This is a genomic window from Microbacterium sp. 71-23, assembly GCF_001897265.1.
In the GTDB taxonomy this organism is placed as follows: Bacteria; Actinomycetota; Actinomycetes; order Actinomycetales; family Microbacteriaceae; genus Microbacterium; species Microbacterium ginsengisoli.
In genome coordinates, this window is sequence record NZ_MKSL01000025.1 from 58571 (window position 1) to 77992 (window position 19422).

Consider the following 19422-nt stretch of genomic DNA (forward strand, 5'->3'; position numbering starts at 1 on the left):
CGCGGGTCAGGCGATCTCTGACTCGACGAGCGTCTTGAGCGTGCCGAGGCCGGTGAGGAACGTGTTCGCGAGCATCTTGTCGAGGAACAGCTTTCCCATGATCCAGGTGCGCACGTTCACCTCACCCGACACGATCCAGTGCACATCGACACCTCCGGCGGCCGCCGGAGTGATGGAGAACACCACGTCGGAGGTCGAGGGCTTGGGCGTCCAGAAGGTCATCGCGACGTCGAGTCGCGACGGACGCTCGGTGCCGGTAATCTCCATGCGTCCCTTGCCGAGGCGCTTTCCCTCGTAGAGGAACACCGAGCCGACTCCGCTCGTGGGGCCCTCGTTGCTGGTCACGGTGGTCGGGTCCATCGTGGGGAACGGGTTCCAGTCGTTGAAACGGCCGAGCTCGTTGATGCGGTCGAAGACGGCTTCGGCGGGGGCGTCGATGTGCTCGACGACGTCGACGTATTGGCGAGGCATGGCGCTCACCCTAGTGGGTCGGCCGGTGGCGTGTCTGCGGGCGCGGTCGGCACGACCCCGCGCCGCGCGAGCGCAGCATCGACGACGAACCCGATCGCCAGCGCGACCACGATCGAGACGAGCACGGCGACGATCGGGCCGCCCGGCAGCAGCACCGCTGCGGCCGCCCCGATGAGCGCCTGATATGCCGCCCATCCGAGGGCGGCCGTTCCCGTCACGCCGAGATAGCGAGCGGCGGGCACGTGGGACGCCCCGGCGACGAGATTCACGGCGAGGCGGGCGAACGGGATGAACCGGGCGGTGAACACCACGGCCCCCGCGCGTCGGTGCAGTCGGGCCCGCGCCCAATCGAACGCCGCGCGGATCTTCGGCCGCTGCATCCATCGCCATCGATCGAGCCCGACCGTGCGCCCGATCAGGTAGCAGCACGTGTCGCCGGCGAATGCGGCGACAGCCGCGACCAGGATCACCGCGACGATGAACGGATGCCCCGTGGCCACCGCCAGCGCGCCGAACGCCGTCACCGCGGTCTCCCCGGGGAGGACCACCAGGAAGGCGTCGCCGAACACGAGCGCGGCCAGCAGGGGGAGCGCCCACGGGCTCTCGGCGAGCCCGGTCAGCCAGTCGTCGACCATCGGATGCCCACGATCCCAGGCGGGAGTCGACACGTCGGGGAACCCTCGGTGACCGGCGGTGGGAACCTGGGTGAACACTCGGCGATCGCGGCCGATTCGGGGCATCCGCGTGTCGTAGGCACCCCACCCTGGTGTCGTGAGAGTCGCGCTGGTCGCTGAATCCTTCCTCCCCCACATGAACGGGGTCACCGGCTCTGTGCTCCACGTGCTGCGGCACCTGGGCGAGGCCGGGCACGAGACCCTCGTCATCGCCCCGAAGGCGCCCGACACGATCGGCGCCGTCGATGCCGCCCGCACCGAGCTGCTGCGATCGGTGCCGATGCCCTCCTATCCGCAGGTGCGTCTCGTGTTCGCGCGGGCCGCCCGCATCGCCGGGATCCTCCGCGACTTCCAGCCGGACGTCGTTCACCTCGCATCGCCCTTCGTGCTGGGCTGGCAGGCGCTCGTCGCCGCCGACGGTCTGCACCTGCCGTCGGTCGCGATCTACCAGACCGACGTCGTCGCCTACGCCCGGAAATACGGCCTGCCGAAGGCGACCGCCCTCGTCGAAGGCCACGTCACACGCCTGCACCGTCGCGCGACCTCGACTCTCGCGCCCTCGACCGCCTCGATCGCACAGCTGAACGAGCTGGGCGTCGACCGGGTGCGGATGTGGGGGCGCGGCGTCGACGCCGAGCGATTCGCGCCCGAGCGGCGCAGCGATCTGTGGCGCGCGCGCACGGCCCCCGGCGAGCAGCTCATCGGCTACGTCGGGCGTCTCGCGCCCGAGAAGCAGGTGGAGGACCTGCGGGCCGTCGCCGACATCCCCGGCACCCGGCTCGTCATCGTCGGCGACGGGCCCTCGCGGGCGCAGCTCGAACGCGAGCTGCCGCGCGCGATGTTCCTCGGCCACCTGGGTGGCGACGATCTCGCCCGCGCGGTCGCGAGCTTCGACGTCTTCGTCCACCCGGGGGAGAGTGAGACCTTCGGTCAGACCATCCAGGAGGCGCTCGCGAGCGGGGTGCCGGTCGTCGCGACCGGGCGCGGCGGCCCGGTGGACCTCGTGCACTCGAGCCTCGACGGCTGGCTCTATCGGCCGGGAGACCTCGGCGACCTGCGCGCCCGGGTCGAGGATCTCGTCGGCGACGACGCAAAACGCCGCGCGTTCTCCCGGGCGGCGCGCGAAGGCGTGAGGGAGCGCACATGGAGCGCGCTCGTCGGCCGGCTCGTGCAGCACTACGACGAGGCTCGGGACATGCGACGCATCGATGACGCGCTCTTCGTGCGCGCCGCGATCCGCCCGGAGACCGTCGCACGCACGGCCCCCGCGCCGCATCCGATCGCGTGGCACCGCTACGTCGCCCTCGGCGACTCGATCACCGAGGGCCTGTGCGACACCTCCCGTATGCCGGCCGGGATGTACCGGGGCTGGGCCGACCGGCTCGCGATGCTGCTCGCGCACGGATCGGCGGGCGCCGCGCCGTTCCGGTTCGCAAACCTCGCGGTGCGCAGCCGCCGCGTGCGCGACCTCGAGACCGATCAGGTCACCCGAGCCCTCGGCCTGCGCCCGGACCTCGTGTCGATCCTCATGGGGGCCAACGACCTCGTCGGGCACGGCGCCGACCCGCTCGCGCTCGCCGCCCGCCTCGAGGCGCAGGTGCGTCGCCTGCGGGACGCCGGCGTCGACGTGCTGCTGGTCACTCCCTTCCTTCCGCGGCGCCGCGCGGCGCGGCTGTTCGCGCGACGGTTCGCCGTCTACGCCTCGGAGCTGCGGCGCATCGCCCGCGACACCGGGTCGATGCTGCTCGACACCGAGGCGCATCCGGCGCTCGGCGACCTCGACATGTGGGCCGACGACAAGGTGCACATGCGCTCCCGCGGCCACCGCTTCCTCGCGTACCGGGCGGCGGAAGCGCTGGGGGTGCCCGATGCCGAGGCGCTCGGCGGGCTCGATGCCGCACTTCACGCCGACGACGACGCCCCGGATCCGCACGGCTGGCTTCGCCGGCACGCGCTGCCGTGGATCTGGCGCCGCCTGCATGGGCGCACCGCGGGGGACGGGTTGTCGGCCAAGCACGACGACTACGTCGACCTTCCGGTCGGCGGTGACGGCGTGCGAGGCCGCGTCTGAGGCTCAGTACCAGCCGGTCGCCTGCGAGTGCGCCCACGCACCGCAGGGGGAGCCGTAGCGCGCGCTGATGTAGGCGAGGCCCCAATTGATCTGCGTGTTGCCGTTGGTGCGCCAGTCGGCTCCGGCGGTGGCCATCTTCGAGCCCGGCAGCGCCTGCGGGATGCCATACGCCCCGCTCGAGGGGTTCAGGGCGTTCGCCCGCCAGCCCGATTCGCGATTCCACAGCGACACGAGGCACGAGAACTGGTCGGATCCCCAGCCGTACGCCCCTATCGCGCCCCGGGCGTAGGCCTGCGCGCCGGCCGGATCGACGACGACACCGTAGTCGGTGCCGCCGGACGACCCGGAACCCGACCCGCCTGATCCCGCCCCGCCGGTTGACCCTGACCCGCCCGACCCGGACCCCGCCCCGCTCGACCCCGACCCAGACCCGCCGCTCGGTGCCGTCTGCGGCGGTTGCGCCGCGACCTGCTGCGCGAGCAGGTACTGCTGCTCGAGTGCGGCCGACGTGTTCTTCAGCGAGGCGAGCTGGGCGATGAGCGTCGCCTGCCGTGCGAGGGTGCGGCTGACGGATGCCGCATCCGCCGCCGCCGCGGCCTGCGCGGCCTGCGCGGTGGCCGTCGCCGCATCGGCCGCCTGCGCGCGAGCTGCCTGCGCGGCATCCGCCTGCGTGCGCAGCGTCGATGCAAGGCCGGCCGTGCGGGTCGCCTCGCCGAGCACGACCTGCCAGGTCGCGCCGAGGCGATCGAGCAGAGAGAGTCGGGAGAGCAGGTCGGTCGGGTCGGCGCTCGTCAGCAGCCGCGCGAGCACCGGGCCGTCGGTCTGCGTGCGGTAGAGGGTGGCTGCGAGTGTCGCGGCCGCAGTGGTGGCGCGGCGGGCCGCGGCATCCGCTGTCGCGCTCTGCGCCGCCAGGTCGTCGGCGCGCGCGGTCGCGGTCGCGAGCTCGGCGGCGGCCGCATCGGCGGCTGCCGTGGCCGTCATCGCCGCGGTCGAGGTCGCCGCCGCCTCCTGCTGCGCGCTCGCGAGGATCTGCTGGATCGTGGCGATCTCGGCCTGCGTCGCGGCCACCGATGACTTGGCCGCCTGCACCTGCGCCCACGTGGGATCGTTCTCCGCGCCGTCGGCCGCGGTCGGTGCGGAGATTCCCACCACGAGCCCGAGCACCGCGGCCACCGCGACCGCGCCGGCGCGGTGAGCGATGTGCCCGATCGATCCCACCATGTGACCGACGCTAACCGGCTCGACGGGACCCCGCCACCTCGTGCGCCTCACCGCACCCAGCGGTACTCCGACTCGGGACGACCCGGGCTGCCGTACCGGGCGGCGCGCTCGATGCGCCCTTCCCCGGCCAGGTGCTCGAGGTAGCGGCGCGCCGACACCCGCGACATCCCGAGCAGTTCGCCGGCCTCGGCGGCCGAGAGCGGCCCGTGTTCGCGCACCGCATCGATGACCCGCCGCAGCGAGGTCTCGGCGAGCCCCTTCGGAAGGGATGCCGCGACCCGCGGCCGCGACGCGCCGAGCACGCCGTCGATCTCGCTCTGGGTGGCCGCACCCGTCGCCGACGCGACACGCTCGCGATAGTCGCGGAACGGCTCGACCCGTTCGCGGAACGCCGCGAAGGTGAACGGCTTCACCAGGTACTGCACCGCACCGAGAGCGACCATCTGCCGCACGACCTCGGCGTCGCGCACGCTCGTGACCGCAACGACGTCCACGTCGACGCCGGCGGCGCGAGCCTGGCGCAGCACGTCCACGCCGGTGCCGTCGGGCATGGTGACGTCCAGCAGGACCAGGTCGATTCCGCCCGGCGGCGGCTGCTCGACCAGCGCTCGGTGGGCTGCGCGCGCTGACGTGCACTCGGCGACGACCTCGAAACCGGGCAGTCGTTCGACGTACGACCGGTGCAGCTCGAGGGTGAGCGCCTCGTCGTCGACGATCATCACGCCGATCACGCGGCGCCTCCGCCCGGCAGCGTCACGGTGAACCGGCTCGGCGTCGTGCCGATCTCGACCGTGCCGCCCGCGTCGCGCACGAGGGCGCCGACAAGCGCCAGGCCGACCCCGCGTCCGCCCGCGCTCGCGGCCTTCGTCGAGAACCCGCGCTGGAAGATGCGCTCGCGCAGTTCCGCCGGCACCCCGGCCCCGCTGTCGGCGACCTCGATGATGAGACCCGTACCCGATACGTCGGGGCTCAGCCGCGTCGACACCCATCGGGGTGTGAGGCCCGCAGCCGCGGCATCCAGCGCATTGTCGACGAGGTTGCCGACCAGCGACACCATCTCCATCGGCGGCAGGAGGCCGCCGGGAGCCTCCGCATCGATGTGGGTCTCCCAGCGGATGCCCCGCTCCGCCGCCTGGGACGCCTTGCCCAGCAGCAGCGCTCCCACCGCCGGGTCGCCGGACGTGCCTGCGGCGACGTCGACGAGCGCCTGCGACTGCCGCGACGCCTCGGTCAGGAGCGCGATCGCCTCGTCGATGCGGCCGAGCTCCACCAGGGAGGCGGCGGTGTGCATGCGGTTGCCGTGCTCGTGGGTCTGCGCACGCAGGGCCTCGCCGAGCGTGCGCATCGACTCGTACGAGGAGAGGGTCTCGCGCACGCCCCGGGCCGACAGGTCGCCGGTCACGCGTCGAGTCACCCGGCGCACGACGAGCGCGACGGCGAAGCCGGCGGCGACGGCCACGATCGCGGCGATCGCGACGACGGGGAGCCGCTCGAGGAAGAGTGCGCCGATGCTGCCGGTCGTGACCCCGACCGACACCCACCCCACCAGCCGTCCGTCGTCGTACACGGGCGTGATGGTGCGCAGCGACGGGCCGAGCGTGCCGGTGTACTCCTCGGTGAAGGTCGCCGGCGGCTGCGGGATCGTGCCGATGTAGGTCTCGCCGATCACCGACACGTCGCGATGGGTGACGCGGGTGCCGTCGGGCTCCATGATCGTGATGAAGTCGATGCGGGCATCCGTCATGACCCGTGCGGCGACCGGCTGCAGGACCGCCGTCGCGGCCGTGCGGGTGTCGTCGGCGAGCGCGTTCTGCACCGCGGGCGTGTCGGCCAGCGCGACTGCCAGGGTGCGGGTGACGCGCTCCGACTCGGCGGTCACCGACTGCTGCGTCGTCCACAGCAGCACCGCCGCGAGAGCGGCGGTGACCACGATGACCGCGATCACGAGCGCGACGAACACCACGGATGCCGCGCTGCGCGCTCGTCGTCGAATCGCCACGGTCCGATCCTCCCCGATCAGCGCCGGGTGGGGGCGCGTTCACTACGACCATAAGTTCCGGATGCCGCGCCCCCCCGCCGACGCTGGGCACACCCCGCGCGGCTCGCGTGGGTGAGACGACGACGTTTCGACCCTGGAGGCCCTCATGGCTCGCATTCCCCGCACCACCGGCATCGCCCTCCCCGCTCCGCCTCCGCGGCTGCGGCGCCTCGACAAGCACACCTGGCTCTACGTGGCGGTCATCGCCGCCGTCGTGCTGGGTGCGATCCTCGGGCTCGCCGCCCCCGGGTTCGCCCGGGCGCTCGAGCCGATCGGCACCGGCTTCGTGAGCCTCATCAAGATGATGATCGCGCCGATCATCTTCTGCACGATCGTGGTCGGGGTCGGCTCGATCGCGAAGGCCGCGACGGTCGGCAAGATCGGCGGTCTCGCCCTCGTCTACTTCCTCGCGATGTCGACGTTCGCACTCGCGATCGGCCTCGTCGTCGGCAACCTCATCCACCCGGGCGAGGGCCTGAACATCAAGGGCGCGACCTATACGGCGCCGAGCACCGAGGGCACGAGCACGCAGGACTTCATCCTCGGCATCATCCCGACCACCTTCTTCTCGGCGTTCACCGGCGGCAGCGTCCTGCAGGTGCTGTTCCTCGCGCTGCTCGTCGGCTTCGCGCTGCAGGGCATGGGGGAGCGGGGCAAGCCCATCATGGACTTCGTCAAGAACCTCCAGGCGCTCGTGTTCCGGGTGCTGGGAATGATCCTGTGGCTCGCCCCGGTGGGCGCGTTCGGTGCCATAGCGGCGGTGGTCGGCAAGACCGGCGTGCAGGCGATCCTGAGCCTCGGCGTGGTGCTCGTGGCGTTCTACGTCACGTGCTTCCTGTTCATCGCGGTCGTGCTCGGCTCCCTGCTCGCCGTCGTCGCCCGCGTCAACGTGTTCTCGCTGATCCGCTACCTCGGCAGCGAGTACCTGTTGATCGTCGGCACCTCCTCGAGCGAGTCGGCGCTGCCGCGGCTGATCGCCAAGATGGAGCACCTCGGCGTCTCGAAGCCGGTCGTCGGCATCACGGTGCCGACCGGGTACTCGTTCAATCTGGACGGCACGGCGATCTACCTCACGATGGCGTCGCTGTTCATCGCGACGGGCATGGGCACGCCGATGTCGATCGGTGAGCAGATCAGCCTGCTGGTGTTCATGATCATCGCGTCCAAGGGTGCGGCGGGCGTCACCGGCGCCGGTCTCGCAACCCTCGCGGGCGGACTTCAGGCGTTCCGCCCGGACCTCGTCGGCGGCGTCGGCGTCATCGTCGGCATCGACCGGTTCATGTCCGAGGGGCGGGCGGTCACGAACTTCACCGGCAACGCCGTCGCGACGGTGCTCATCGGCACCTGGACCAAGCAGATCGACGCCGACCGGATGCGCCGAGTGCTGCGCGGCGAGCTGCCGTTCTCGGGCGGCGTCGGCGACGACCACGGCCCGGCAGGTGCCACCCCGGTGGCCGAGCCTGCGCCCGAGCGCATCCCCGCGGGCGTGCGCTGAACGGCAGCGGGGGTGCGGGTGTCCGTATCCGCACCCCCGCTCAGACGGGCCGGACTGGTAAGATCGGCGCGGATGCCTCTGCGGCATCCTCACAACTGAACACCTGCTCGCACACGCGAGCACAGGAGCAGGCCGGCAGGAAGCTGGTCCCCTGTGGTGGGTTCCTCGATCCGGATGCTGCGGCCCCGGCGGCGGGTGATCTTCTACTGGTGGCCAGCGCAGGCGTTAGGCATCACACTGCCCGCGCTCATAACTGCCTGTTCCTGCTCCTTCGCATGCCCTCGCCGGCGACACGCGCCCGCGAGGATAAACAAAGAAGGAGAGACCTCTTGGAAGGTCCTGAAATCACCGCGACCGAAGCCGTCCTCGACAACGGCCGCTTCGGCACCCGCACCATCCGCTTCGAGACCGGACGCCTCGCCCAGCAGGCGCAGGGTTCGGTCGCCGCCTACCTCGACGAGGAGACGATGCTGCTGTCGGCCACCAGCGCCAGCAAGCAGCCGCGTGAAGGCTTCGACTTCTTCCCGCTGACCGTCGACGTCGAGGAGCGCTCGTACGCCGCCGGCAAGATCCCCGGCTCGTTCTTCCGCCGCGAGGGCCGCCCCTCGACCGAGGCGATCCTCGTCTGCCGTCTCATCGACCGCCCGCTGCGCCCGTCGTTCGTCGACGGCCTGCGCAACGAGGTGCAGATCGTCATCACCGTGCTCTCGATCGCCCCGGGTGAGTTCTACGACGCCCTCGCGATCAACGCCGCGTCGGCCTCCACCCAGATCTCCGGCCTGCCGTTCTCGGGCCCGATCGCCGGTGTCCGCCTCGCGCTCATCCCGGGTCACGGCGAGCACGCCGACCAGTGGGTCGCGTTCCCGACCGCCAAGCTCCTCGAAGACGCCGTCTTCGACCTCGTCGTCGCCGGCCGTGTGCTTCCCGACGGCGACGTCGCGATCATGATGGTCGAGGCCGAGGCCACCGAGCACAGCTGGAACCTCATCAAGGCCGGCGCCACCAAGCCCAGCGAGGAGATCGTCGCGCAGGGTCTCGAGGCCGCCAAGCCCTTCATCACCGAGCTCGTCGCGGCCCAGACCGCCCTGGCGAACACGGCCGCGAAGGAGATCCAGCCCTACCCGGTGTTCCTGCCCTACTCGCCCGAGGTCTACGACTTCGTCGCGGCCCGCTCCTACGACGAGCTCAAGGGCGTCTACCAGATCGCCGACAAGATCGAGCGCCAGAACGCCGACGACGCGATCAAGGACCGTGTGAAGGCGGATGTCGCCGCCGCCGTCGAGGCGGGCGAGCTCCCGGTCGCGGCCCTCGCCGAGGTGGGTGCCGCCTATAAGTCGGTCACGAAGAAGATCGTGCGCGGCCGCATCCTCTCCGAGGGTGTGCGCATCGACGGTCGCGGCCTCGCCGACATCCGTCCGCTGGACGCCGAGGTCGAGGTCATCCCGCGTGTGCACGGCTCCGCGATCTTCCAGCGCGGTGAGACTCAGATCCTGGGTGTCACGACGCTGAACATGCTCAAGATGGAGCAGCAGATCGACTCGCTGTCGCCCACGACGAGCAAGCGCTACATGCACCACTACAACTTCCCGCCCTACTCGACCGGTGAGACCGGCCGCGTGGGCAGCCCGAAGCGTCGCGAGATCGGGCACGGCTTCCTCGCCGAGCGCGCGCTCGTGCCGGTGCTGCCGACCCGCGAGGAGTTCCCGTACGCGATCCGTCAGGTCTCCGAGGCCCTCGGATCGAACGGCTCGACGTCGATGGGCTCGGTGTGCGCCTCGACCCTGTCGCTGCTGAACGCCGGTGTGCCGCTGCGCGCTCCGGTCGCGGGCATCGCGATGGGTCTCGTCTCCGACGAGGTCGACGGTCACACTCGCTACGCGGCGCTGACCGACATCCTGGGCGCGGAGGACGCGCTCGGCGACATGGACTTCAAGGTCGCGGGAACGAGCGAGTTCGTCACGGCGATCCAGCTCGACACGAAGCTCGACGGCATCCCGTCGGAGGTCCTCGCGGGCGCCCTCACCCAGGCGAAGGACGCGCGTCTGCGCATCCTCGAGGTGCTGACGGCTGCGATCGACGGTCCGGATGAGATGGCGCCGACCGCTCCGCGCGTGATCAGCGTGCAGATCCCGGTCGACAAGATCGGCGAGCTCATCGGCCCCAAGGGCAAGACGATCAACGCGATCCAGGACGAGACCGGCGCCGACATCTCCATCGAGGAGGACGGCACCGTCTACATCGGTGCTGTCGACGGCGCGTCGGCCGAGGCCGCGCGTGCGCAGGTCAACGCGATCGCCAACCCTCACAACCCGGAGGTCGGCGAGCAGTTCCTGGGCACGGTCGTGAAGATCGCGACCTTCGGTGCGTTCATCTCGCTCCTTCCCGGCAAGGACGGCCTGCTGCACGTCAGCGAGGTGCGCAAGCTCGCCGGTGGGAAGCGTGTCGAGAACGTCGAGGACGTCCTCTCGGTCGGTCAGAAGCTGCTCGTGCGCATCACGAAGGTGGATGACCGCGGCAAGCTGTCGCTCGAGCCGGTGCTCGACGACCAGGCCGCGGCGGATGCCGAAGAGGCTCCCGTCGAGGACTGATCACCGTCCCTGACGACTGCCCGCCCGGATTCTCCGGGCGGGCAGTCGCCGTTTCAGGCCGGAAGAGGCGTGATCAAAGCGTTATGGCGCGTTCACTCCTCGGACGCGTGGGAGCGCCTCGGGTACTCCGGTGTGCCCTAGCCTCGAATCACGCGCGGGGGGCGACCGCGTCGCCGGCGCGAGAAGGGGGCTGCGCATGGCCTGGGACGACCGACTCCTCGGTCGCTCGCGTGCGCCCGAGACGCCGCACCCGTCGGCGCCGATCCCCGTGCAGGGTCCGGCCGTGGGGGCCGGGCTTCGTATTCCGCTCGGGGAATCAGGGTTCTCCGTCTTCCCGCTGATCCTCGGCGGCGGCGACTTCGGGTGGACAACCGACCTGCCGACCGCTCACCAGGCGCTCGATCGCTACGTCGAGCTCGGCGGAAATGCGGTGCACACCTCCGACAGCTACGGCGCCGGACGCAGCGAGCACATCGTCGGCAGCTGGATCGAGTCCCGGGGCCTGCGCGAGAGCGTGGTCGTGACCGCGAGAGTGGGCGCGCACGAAGACCACCCGGGTCTCGGGCCGGTGGCACTCGTGCGGGGCGTCGAGGCGACGCTCACCCGTCTGCGCATCGATGTGATCGACGTGCTCTACCTCGATGCGACGCGCGATTCGACTCCGCTCGAAGAGGTGCTCGCCACGGTCGACTGGCTCGTCGGCGCGGGCAAGGTGCGCGCGGTGGGGGCGTACGGCCTGCGGCCCGAGGCTCTCGTCGAGGCGCGTATCTACGCGTCCGCGGGCTATCCGCGTCTCACGGTGGCCGACGTGCCGTACAACCTGGTGAGGCGCAGCGAGTTCGAAGGCGACATGAGGCTCGTCGTCGGTGCGCAGCAGATCGCGCTGACCCCGTCTCATCCGCTCGAGCACGGCTTCCTCTCGGGTGCGCAGAGGCAGCGCCAGCGCATCGTGCTGAGCGTGCGCGCCGCGCAGCTCGCCTCCAACCTCAACCGGCGCGGCACCCGTGTGCTGCGGGCGATGGACGGCATCGGCGCTGAGCTCGGCGTGTCGAACGCGGCGATCGCGATCGCCTGGCTGCTCGCGCAGAGCTCGGTCGTGGCACCCATCGTGAACGCGCAGGATGCCGATCAGGTGAGTGATCTCGTGCAGGGTGTCGGGGTGCGCCTGACGCGCGCGCACCTCGCCGAACTCGCCCGCGCCCTCGACTGAAAGCTCGATTAGGGTGGAAGGCGGCCTTGCGGCCCCCGGATCCCGATGAAGAGAGCTGAGACGTGACGCACTACCTCTACCTCGTGCGGCACGGTGAGCATCAGGACGCTCAGCACGGCCTTGAAGACGGCCCGCTCTCGCCCCGCGGCCGCCGGCAGGCAGAGCTCATCGCCGACCGCCTCTCGGGGGTTCCATTCGATGCGGTGTGGCATTCGCCGCTGCTACGCGCGGCTGAGACGGCGCGGGTGATCGCCGAACGACTGCCGTCGATCGACCGGCAACCGTCATCGCTGCTGTTCGATTGCATTCCGAGCGGTCCGAGTCCCGAGATGCCGCCGATCTTCGAGCCCTTCTTCGGCGGGGTGAGCGAGGAGGAGATCGATGCGGGGCGCGCGCAGATGGGCGACGCGACCGCGATGTTCCTGAGTCGCAAGCCGCAGGCCTCTCACGAGCTGATCATCACGCACAACGTCGTGATCGCCTGGTTCGTGCGGGAGGTCATGGAGGCGCCCGAGTGGCGATGGATGACCCTCAACCAGGCCAACTGCGGCCTCACCGTGCTCGCTCAGCGCACGGGCCGTCCATGGGTGCTCGTGTCGCACAACGACCTCGCTCACCTGCCGTTCGAACTGCGCACGGGGCTGCCCGAGGTGCCCCTGGTCTGAGCGGATGCCGCGGCATCCGCTCGCCACTCAGAGCCGCTTGCCGTACCAGCGCGTCGCGTTGGGGTTGTCGTTGTAGGGCGGGATCGTGACGAATCCGCTCGAGTCGTAGAGACCTGCCGCCGCCGTCAGAGAGTGGTGGGTGTCGAGCACGAGCTCGGTGGCGCCGAGCCGGCGCGCCTCGTCCTCGAGGGCATCGAGCAGCAGGCGTCCCCACCCGCGCCCCCGGCCGGTCGGTGAGACGAAGACATTCTTCACCTCGTACCGGATGCCGGCCTCACCATCGGGGATGCGGCGCACCCCGCCGCATCCGACCGCGACGCCGTCCTCGTCGATCGCGAGGAACACGCCCGCGGGCGCCACGAACGCCGCAGGATCGGGGAAGGTCGTGGTGTAGCCGCCGCCGGGGAAGCTGTCGGTGCGCATCGAGAAGTACTCCTCGAGCAGGGCGTGCACATCGGGATCGGCGGGGGAGACGACGCGGGCGCTGGCCATGCGCTCGAGCGTACCGGCCGCCCGTAGGCTGATCCCATGACCACACGCGTCGCCATCGTCGGCGGGACCGGAAAGCTCGGTCGCGTCATCCTCGAGGTCGTCGAGTCCGAGCCCGACTTCGCCGTGCACGCGGTGCTCTCCTCACGCGACGACATCGCCGCGATCGACGGCGCCGACCTGGTGGTGGATGCCTCGACCCCCGCCGTCTCGATCGACGTCGTCCGCGCCGCGATCGAACGCGGCATCAACGTGCTCGTCGGCACGAGCGGCTGGTCGGCCGAGCGCATCGCCGCGGTGCGGCCGCTCGTCGACGCACAGGGCACCGGCGCCGTGTTCATCCCCAACTTCTCGCTCGGCTCCGTCGTCGGCTCGGCGCTCGCCGCCGTCGCGGCGCCCTTCTTCGCGTCCATCGAGATCGTCGAGGCCCACCGCGACACCAAGGTCGACTCGCCGAGCGGCACCGCCGTGCGCACGGCCGAGATGGTCGCGGCGGCCCGCTCCGAGGTGGGGCCGGTGCAGGCGCCGCACGTCGACCAGCGGGCGCGCGGTCAGCGGGTCGCGGGCGTTCCGGTGCACTCGCTGCGTCGCCCGGGTGTCGTGGCACGCCAGGAGGTCATGCTGTCCGGCCCGGGGGAGACGCTCACGATCGTGCACGACACGGCCGACCCGGCCGCGGCCTACGCTCCCGGCATCCGCCTGGCCCTCGGCGCGGCGCGCGACGCCCGCGGCGTCGTGATCGGGCTCGACAGCTTCATCGACCTCGGCATCCGTCTGCCCGGCGCCACGCCGACGACGGCAGGCCCCGGTATCGCCGACGGCGTGCCCGGTCAGGTCGCGCGGGCGACAGACGTATGACGACCCGCATCGGCGTCGCGATCATGAGCGCCGCACTGCTTCTCTACATCGTTCTGGTCGGGCAGCGGGCAGTGCTGTTCATCGCGACCGGCGAGCCCATCGCGATCGCTCTCGGCGTCGCCCTCATCTTCTTCCCGCTCCTCGCGGTCTGGGCGCTCGGGCGGGAGCTGTGGTTCGGGCATCGCGCCGCGGTGCTCGGACGCACCCTCGAATCCGACGCGGATCTCCCCGAGGAAGAGCTCACGACGCTGCCGAGCGGACGGGTCGTGCGGGCAGAGGCGGACGCCGCCTTCCCGCGCTATCGCGAGGAGGTCGAGGCGGCCCCCGAGGACTGGCGGGCGTGGTACCGCCTCGGGCTCGCGTACGACGGCTCCGGCGACCGGCGCCGGGCGCGCGCCGCGATCCGTCGGGCGATCGCCCTCGAGCGGCGGGGACGCCGCGGCATCCCCTCGACCTGACCGGGATCGCGTCGGGGGCGGTTTCCGGCCGGCGGCGTCAGGCGGCCGGTACCGCGGCGGCGACCGCGTCGTCGACGGTCGGGTGAGTGAACGTGAACCCGGCGTCGAGGAGGGTCTGCGGGCGCACGTCGGCATCGCTCGTGAGCAGCGCATCGGTCGCGTCGGCGCCGAGCACGAGGCGCATCGCCCATGCCGGCGCCCGTAGCAGGAACGGCCGGTTCATGCGCCGGGCCAGCGCGAAGCCCAGATCGTTCGCGGTCGCCCGTGCCGGGCCCGTGAGGTTCACGGGGCCTGAGATCTCGCCGTCGATCACCGCACGGATCGCCCGCACCTCGTCCTCGAGCGAGATCCACGGCCACGACTGCGTGCCGCGGCCGATCGGGCCGCCGAGGCCGAACCGGGTCAGCAGGATCAGGGGCTTCAGCACGCCGTCGCGATGCACGACGGGAGCCGTGCGCAGCAGCGCGACCCGGGTGACGGAAGCAGCAGCCTCCGCGGCCGCCTCCCAGTCGACGCAGAGCCGGGCGAGGAACGTGTCGCCGGCGGCCGAGCTCTCGGTGAGCACCTGTCCCGGCTCCGAGCCGTAGTAGCCGACGGCCGATGCGGAGACGAACGCGGGCGCGCCGGCTCCCAGACGCAGGAGGGCGGCCGCCAGGGTCTCGGTGGGTTCCAGGCGCGACCGCCGCAGCTGCTGCTTGTACGACGCCGACCACGGGAACCTGCCGACGCTCGCGCCTCCGAGGGAGACCACGGCGCGCGCCCCGGCCAGCACGGACTCATCGAGCCCGCCCGTCTCGGGCGCCCACGACACCTCGTCGGGTGCGGTCGCATCGCGCCTGACGAGTCGTGTCACCGGCACGCCGTCCGCACGCAGCGCATCGGCGAGAGCCGATCCGATGAGCCCGGACGCGCCGGCGAGCACGACCCGTTCAGAGGTGTCAGGCAAGCGTGGCCTCGAGGGTGATCTCGATGCCCGAGAGGGCCTGGGACACGGGGCATCCGGCCTTCGCCTCGCCCGCGAGACGGTCGAAGTCCTCGGCGCTGATGCCCGGCACGACCGCGTGCACGTTGAGGTGGCTGCCGGTGATGCCGGTGCCTGGGATGAAGGTCACGGATGCCGTCGCCTCGATGCTCTCCGGCGGGGTGCCGTTCTGCGTGAGGGCGTGGGAGAACGCCATGCTGAAGCACGAGGAGTGTGCCGCGGCGATGAGCTCTTCGGGAGTCGTCACCGACGACGATCCCTCAGACCGGGCCTTCCAGTTGACCGCGAACGGTCCCTGGTTGGAGCTCTCGAACGCGACCTCGCCGGACCCCTCCGCGAGGGAGCCCTTCCACGACGTGCTGGCTTCGCTGGTGACGCTCATGCGGTGCTCCTTCGATCGGATGGCGCGCCGAGATCCGACGCCGTCGCCAGCCTAAGCGGGGCGGGCGACGGGCACGAGGGGCTTGACGTCGATCAGACCGCCGCGGTCGAGCGGCGACCGATGAGGCCCGCGCGCTGCAGCAGCAGATAGAGCTCGCATCCGAGGCACAGGCCGAAGACCGCGTTCAGGAATGCGGCGACGAAGGCGGCCGCCGCGGCGATCGGCAGCGCCCACGGCACACCGATCAGGTGGAGCACGATGCCGACGACGCTGACGAACAGTCCTACGCCCTGCGCGAAGCGCGGCGGGCGCGGGTCCTCGAGCTCGGTGGGGGGCTTCAGCCGCGGGCGTACGACAGAGCGGAACAGTGCGCCCCACGGGGCGGTGCGCGGCGAGGCGACGCTCCACAGGAACAGCAGCGCGATCACGACCAGCAGTAGGAATGCCGGGTCGGTCACGCGCTGCGCGAGGGTGGTGCCGGTCTGGGTCGCGGTGCCGATCAGCGCCAGGTACAGGTCGATGATCAGCAGCACCGTCGTGATGGATGCCGCGAACCGCGGTCCGCGCGGATCGATCCCGGCGGGGGAGTTAGACACGGGTGTTCTCCTTCTGAAGGCGGGTGAGCTCCAGCTCGACGGCGGTGCGGGGGGCTGCGCCGGTGAAGCGCGTGCGCACGCGTCCGGAGCCGTCGAGGATGAGGGTTGTGGGGGTCTGCAGCACGCTGAAGCGCTTCGCGATGTCGGGACGGTGCGTCAGGTCGATGTCGACATGGCGCACGCCCGGGTGGGCGCCGGCGATCTCGCCGAGGGCCCGGTGCACGCCCGGGCAGCGCGCGCAGAACTCGGTGGAGAACTGCACGAGGGTGGCCTGCTCGCCGAGCTCGTCGAACCCGAGTCGCTGCGGGTTGACCACATCCCCGGACTCGATGCGCGTGGATCGGCCGAGGCTCCGCTTCGACAGCACGCCGAACACGCTCGCCACGGCCACCAGGCCGACGAGCACGAGGGCGACGATGATCGGATCCATCTGAGAAACGGTACCCGCGACGACCGAGGGTGGGGGCGGATCGACGGAGTGTGACAGCTCGGCGTAACAATCCGCGGCGCTAGTCTGTCGGCTGTGACCGATGCCGATGCGCGCCCCGAGATCCAGTTCCGCAGCGACGTGACCGTCGAGCTCGTGCGTGCGAGCGCGTCGGACGCCGATGTCCTCTTCGCCGCGCGGGTGTCGACGCAGGGCGAGCAGACGCTGGAGTCTGCGGCATCCGGGGAGGAGGCCTCGCCCCGTGATCGCGGCCTCATCAACTACCTGATGCGCGACCGTCACGGCTCGCCGTTCGAGCACAACTCGCTCACCTTCTACGTGCAGGCGCCCATCTTTGTGTTCCGCGAGTTCATGCGCCACCGCATCGCGAGCTACAACGAGGAGTCGGGCCGCTACCGCGAGCTGCGTCCGGTGTTCTACGTGCCCGGCCCCGAGCGCAACCTGCTGCAGGTCGGCAAGCCCGGCGCGTACGAGTTCCTCCCCGGCAGCGACGAGCAGGTCGCGCTGGTGGCCGAGACGACCCGGGCCGCCTCGATCGCCGCCTTCGAGGCCTATCAGCGCATGCTCGAGGCGGGCGTCGCCCGTGAGGTCGCGCGCATCGTGCTGCCGCTGAACATCTACTCGTCGATGTACGTGACGGTCAACGCCCGCTCGCTGATGAACTTCCTCTCGCTGCGCACCAAGGTCGAGGGCACTCGGTTCCCGTCGTTCCCGCAGCGTGAGATCGAGATGTGCGCGGAGCAGATGGAGGCGTACTGGCGCGAGCTCATGCCCCTCACCCACGCCGCGTTCACCGCGAACGGGCGCGTCGCCCCCTGACGGATGCCGCGGCCGGCCGCCCGCTCGTGACGCGCGGGCGCACCACGTAGGCTGGCGCCATGGCGCGCACGGCTCTCATCACCGGCGCGAGCGCGGGCCTCGGGGCCGAGTACGCTCGCCAGCTCGCGCAGCGCGGGGCCTCCCTCGTGCTCGTCGCCCGCAGTCATGATGCGCTCGAGCAGCTCGCCAGCCAACTGCGCGGCAGCTACGGTGTCGAGGTCGAGACGCTGGCCGTCGATCTTCTCAAGCGTCGCGAGCGCGCGAAGGTGGAGGCGCGCCTGCGCGATCGCGCTCGTCCGATCGAGCTGCTGATCAACAACGCCGGGTTCGGTCTGCCGCTCGCGTTCGAGCGCAACGACGTCGAGCTCGAGGTCTCCCACCTGAAGCTCCACGTGGAGGTGCCGCTGCGGCTGACCCACGCGGCCCTCGGCGCGATGCTCGAGCGCGGCCGCGGGCGCATCGTCAACGTCGCCTCGGTCGCCGGCTTCCTCCCGCGCTCGACCTACGGCGCCTGCAAGGGCTGGCTCATTTCGTTCAGCCGCTGGGCGAACGTGCAGTACACGCCTCGGGGCGTGACGGTCACCGCCGTCTGCCCGGGCTTCACGCACACGAGCTTCCACGAGCGCATGGGGCTCGCGCCCGGGAACGAAGGAGTGCCCTCGGGTCTCTGGCTCGATGCGTCACTCGTCGTCTCGGAATCGTTGCGGGATGTCGCCCGTGGCAAGTCCGTCTCGATCCCGTCGCTGCGGTACAAGATCCTGGTGCGCCTGACCGCGCTCCTCCCCGATGCGATCGCCGCCCGCATCGGCCAGCGGGGGCGCTGATTCCCGCAATCCAGGGCCGTGTGAACCGATAGCCTTGTGACCATGACGCACACGGGCAATCCCTTCGGACAGGTGCTCGTCGCGCTCGTCACCCCGATGACGGCCGACGGCGAGGTCGACTGGCCCGCCGTCGAGAAGCACATCGACGACGTGATCACCGCGGGAGCCGACGGCATCGTCGTCACCGGCACGACGGGGGAGACCTCGACCCTCACCGACCCCGAGAAGCTCAAGCTCGTCGAGGTCGGCAAGGATGTCGCATCCGGTCGGGCGAAGATCATCACCGGGGGCGGCTCGAACGAGACCGCCCACGCGATCGAGCTCTACAAGGCCAGCGAGAAGGCCGGCGCCGACGGCATCATGATCGTCACGCCGTACTACAACAAGCCCACGCAGGCCGGCATCCTCACGCACTTCCGGCTGGTCGCCGACGCGACCGACCTGCCGGTGATCCTCTACGACATCCCCGGTCGCACCGGCGTGCCCATCAAGTACGAGACGATCCTGCGTCTCGCGAAGCACCCGAACATCCTCGCGATCAAAGACGCCAAGGGCGACTTCAGCGAGGTCAGCCGTGTGCTCAACCAGACCGATCTGCTCTACTTCTCCGGTGACGACGCGAACGTGCTGCCGCACCTCGCGATCGGCGCGACCGGACTCATCGGCGTCACCGCGAACATCACGGCCACCCCGTACCGCACGATCGTCGACGCGGTGAACCGCGGCGACCTCGCGGCGGCGACCGCCGAGCACCAGCGCCTCGAGCCGCTCGTGCGTGCCGTCATGACGCATGTGCCCGGCACGGTGAGCGCGAAGTACATCCTCCACGGCCTCGGCCGCATCGGCAGCCCCCGCGTGCGCCTGCCGCTCGTCGGCCCCGAGGAATGGGAGGCCGCGATCATCGAGGACGAGCTCGCCCTCGTGACCGGCGTGCCCGGCGCCGATTTCTCCAACTTCCGCCCCGACCGCAACGCGGCCGCGGGCGGTGCGCTGCCGAAGGTCCACGGCACGACCCGCTGACACCGTCCGCCGCGAGTGCGGACACAAACGCCGCGCGAGCGGCCATACCGAGACGCCGCCCCCGCGGCGAGATGACGGATGCGCGCGAGGCGCGGCATCCCGGAAAGGCTCTG

20 protein-coding genes are annotated in these 19422 nt (G+C 71.2%); 10 read left to right on the plus strand and 10 right to left on the minus strand.

Annotation, left to right across the window (positions count from 1 at the left end):
- Positions 1 to 6 precede the first annotated feature (6 nt).
- Entirely contained in the window at positions 7 to 471 is a 465-nt protein-coding gene (locus BGO15_RS10160; protein ID WP_056519516.1) for an SRPBCC family protein, read from the minus strand.
- Positions 472 to 476: 5 nt separating this feature from the next.
- Positions 477 to 1211, minus strand: a complete 735-nt coding sequence (locus tag BGO15_RS10165; RefSeq protein WP_286748198.1) for a DedA family protein — start codon at positions 1209 to 1211, stop codon at positions 477 to 479.
- Positions 1212 to 1242: 31 nt separating this feature from the next.
- On the opposite strand from BGO15_RS10165, the gene BGO15_RS10170 reads away from it, so the two are divergent.
- On the plus strand, positions 1243 to 3216 hold the full coding sequence (locus BGO15_RS10170; protein ID WP_056209414.1) for a GDSL-type esterase/lipase family protein: 1974 nt from the start codon (positions 1243 to 1245) through the stop codon (positions 3214 to 3216).
- Between the two features lie 3 nt (positions 3217 to 3219).
- On the opposite strand, the gene BGO15_RS10175 is transcribed toward BGO15_RS10170, so the two are convergent.
- From BGO15_RS10175 to BGO15_RS10185, 3 genes are read right to left on the minus strand one after another with little or no spacing between them, the layout of a single operon-like run.
- Positions 3220 to 4437 (minus strand): aggregation-promoting factor C-terminal-like domain-containing protein, encoded by a 1218-nt coding sequence (locus tag BGO15_RS10175; RefSeq protein ID WP_056519512.1) that lies wholly within the window; start codon positions 4435 to 4437, stop codon positions 3220 to 3222.
- Between the two features lie 47 nt (positions 4438 to 4484).
- Entirely contained in the window at positions 4485 to 5168 is a 684-nt protein-coding gene (locus tag BGO15_RS10180) for a response regulator (protein ID WP_056519509.1), read from the minus strand.
- Complete coding sequence (locus tag BGO15_RS10185) at positions 5165 to 6436, minus strand: sensor histidine kinase (protein ID WP_082486381.1); 1272 nt, start codon at positions 6434 to 6436, stop codon at positions 5165 to 5167. The genes BGO15_RS10180 and BGO15_RS10185 overlap by 4 nt, the downstream gene beginning before the upstream one ends.
- 145 nt (positions 6437 to 6581) lie before the next feature.
- Here BGO15_RS10185 and BGO15_RS10190 point away from each other — a divergent pair, with 145 nt between their 5' ends.
- The 4 genes from BGO15_RS10190 to BGO15_RS10205 all read left to right on the plus strand — a co-directional run bounded on the left by BGO15_RS10190 (position 6582) and on the right by BGO15_RS10205 (position 12433).
- A complete protein-coding gene (locus BGO15_RS10190) occupies positions 6582 to 7970 on the plus strand; it encodes a cation:dicarboxylate symporter family transporter (RefSeq protein ID WP_082483204.1) in 1389 nt (462 codons plus the stop codon).
- A gap of 329 nt (positions 7971 to 8299) precedes the next feature.
- The gene (locus BGO15_RS10195) at positions 8300 to 10558 is read left to right on the plus strand and encodes a polyribonucleotide nucleotidyltransferase (protein WP_056209409.1); all 2259 of its coding nucleotides are present in this window, start codon (positions 8300 to 8302) and stop codon (positions 10556 to 10558) included.
- A gap of 196 nt (positions 10559 to 10754) precedes the next feature.
- On the plus strand, positions 10755 to 11768 hold the full coding sequence (locus tag BGO15_RS10200; RefSeq protein ID WP_045247588.1) for an aldo/keto reductase: 1014 nt from the start codon (positions 10755 to 10757) through the stop codon (positions 11766 to 11768).
- 62 nt (positions 11769 to 11830) lie between these two features.
- Positions 11831 to 12433 (plus strand): histidine phosphatase family protein, encoded by a 603-nt coding sequence (locus BGO15_RS10205; RefSeq protein ID WP_056519501.1) that lies wholly within the window; start codon positions 11831 to 11833, stop codon positions 12431 to 12433.
- A 27-nt stretch (positions 12434 to 12460) separates the two neighbouring features.
- On the opposite strand, the gene BGO15_RS10210 is transcribed toward BGO15_RS10205, so the two are convergent.
- Positions 12461 to 12925, minus strand: coding sequence for a GNAT family N-acetyltransferase (locus BGO15_RS10210; RefSeq protein WP_273190001.1), 465 nt, complete (start codon positions 12923 to 12925; stop codon positions 12461 to 12463).
- Positions 12926 to 12961: 36 nt separating this feature from the next.
- Here BGO15_RS10210 and dapB point away from each other — a divergent pair, with 36 nt between their 5' ends.
- Together dapB and BGO15_RS10220 are read left to right on the plus strand one after the other, a co-directional pair.
- Positions 12962 to 13780 (plus strand): 4-hydroxy-tetrahydrodipicolinate reductase, encoded by an 819-nt coding sequence (gene dapB / locus BGO15_RS10215; RefSeq protein ID WP_056209403.1) that lies wholly within the window; start codon positions 12962 to 12964, stop codon positions 13778 to 13780.
- Positions 13777 to 14238 carry a hypothetical protein gene (locus BGO15_RS10220; RefSeq protein ID WP_045247592.1) on the plus strand — a complete coding sequence of 154 codons (462 nt, stop codon included), beginning with the start codon at positions 13777 to 13779 and terminating at the stop codon, positions 14236 to 14238. Before dapB ends, BGO15_RS10220 begins: the two co-directional genes overlap by 4 nt.
- A 37-nt stretch (positions 14239 to 14275) precedes the next feature.
- Here BGO15_RS10220 and BGO15_RS10225 read toward each other — a convergent pair whose 3' ends face one another.
- The 4 genes from BGO15_RS10225 to BGO15_RS10240 form a co-directional block, all read right to left on the minus strand.
- Positions 14276 to 15184 carry a TIGR01777 family oxidoreductase gene (locus BGO15_RS10225; protein WP_056209400.1) on the minus strand — a complete coding sequence of 303 codons (909 nt, stop codon included), beginning with the start codon at positions 15182 to 15184 and terminating at the stop codon, positions 14276 to 14278.
- Positions 15177 to 15602: an OsmC family peroxiredoxin gene (locus tag BGO15_RS10230; RefSeq protein WP_045247594.1), complete on the minus strand. Its 426-nt coding sequence runs from the start codon at positions 15600 to 15602 to the stop codon at positions 15177 to 15179. Before BGO15_RS10230 ends, BGO15_RS10225 begins: the two co-directional genes overlap by 8 nt.
- 92 nt (positions 15603 to 15694) lie before the next feature.
- Positions 15695 to 16198, minus strand: coding sequence for a DUF4395 domain-containing protein (locus BGO15_RS10235; RefSeq protein WP_056209398.1), 504 nt, complete (start codon positions 16196 to 16198; stop codon positions 15695 to 15697).
- Entirely contained in the window at positions 16191 to 16628 is a 438-nt protein-coding gene (locus BGO15_RS10240; RefSeq protein ID WP_045247596.1) for a TlpA family protein disulfide reductase, read from the minus strand. The genes BGO15_RS10235 and BGO15_RS10240 overlap by 8 nt, the downstream gene beginning before the upstream one ends.
- A 93-nt stretch (positions 16629 to 16721) precedes the next feature.
- Between BGO15_RS10240 and thyX the strand changes: the two genes are divergently transcribed.
- The 3 genes from thyX to dapA are packed head-to-tail and all read left to right on the plus strand — an operon-like array spanning position 16722 to position 19309.
- Entirely contained in the window at positions 16722 to 17465 is a 744-nt protein-coding gene (thyX, locus tag BGO15_RS10245; RefSeq protein ID WP_045247597.1) for an FAD-dependent thymidylate synthase, read from the plus strand.
- Between the two features lie 59 nt (positions 17466 to 17524).
- Positions 17525 to 18289 carry an SDR family NAD(P)-dependent oxidoreductase gene (locus tag BGO15_RS10250; protein ID WP_056209395.1) on the plus strand — a complete coding sequence of 255 codons (765 nt, stop codon included), beginning with the start codon at positions 17525 to 17527 and terminating at the stop codon, positions 18287 to 18289.
- A gap of 42 nt (positions 18290 to 18331) precedes the next feature.
- Entirely contained in the window at positions 18332 to 19309 is a 978-nt protein-coding gene (gene dapA / locus BGO15_RS10255; protein WP_045247710.1) for a 4-hydroxy-tetrahydrodipicolinate synthase, read from the plus strand.
- Positions 19310 to 19422: the final 113 nt, after the last annotated feature.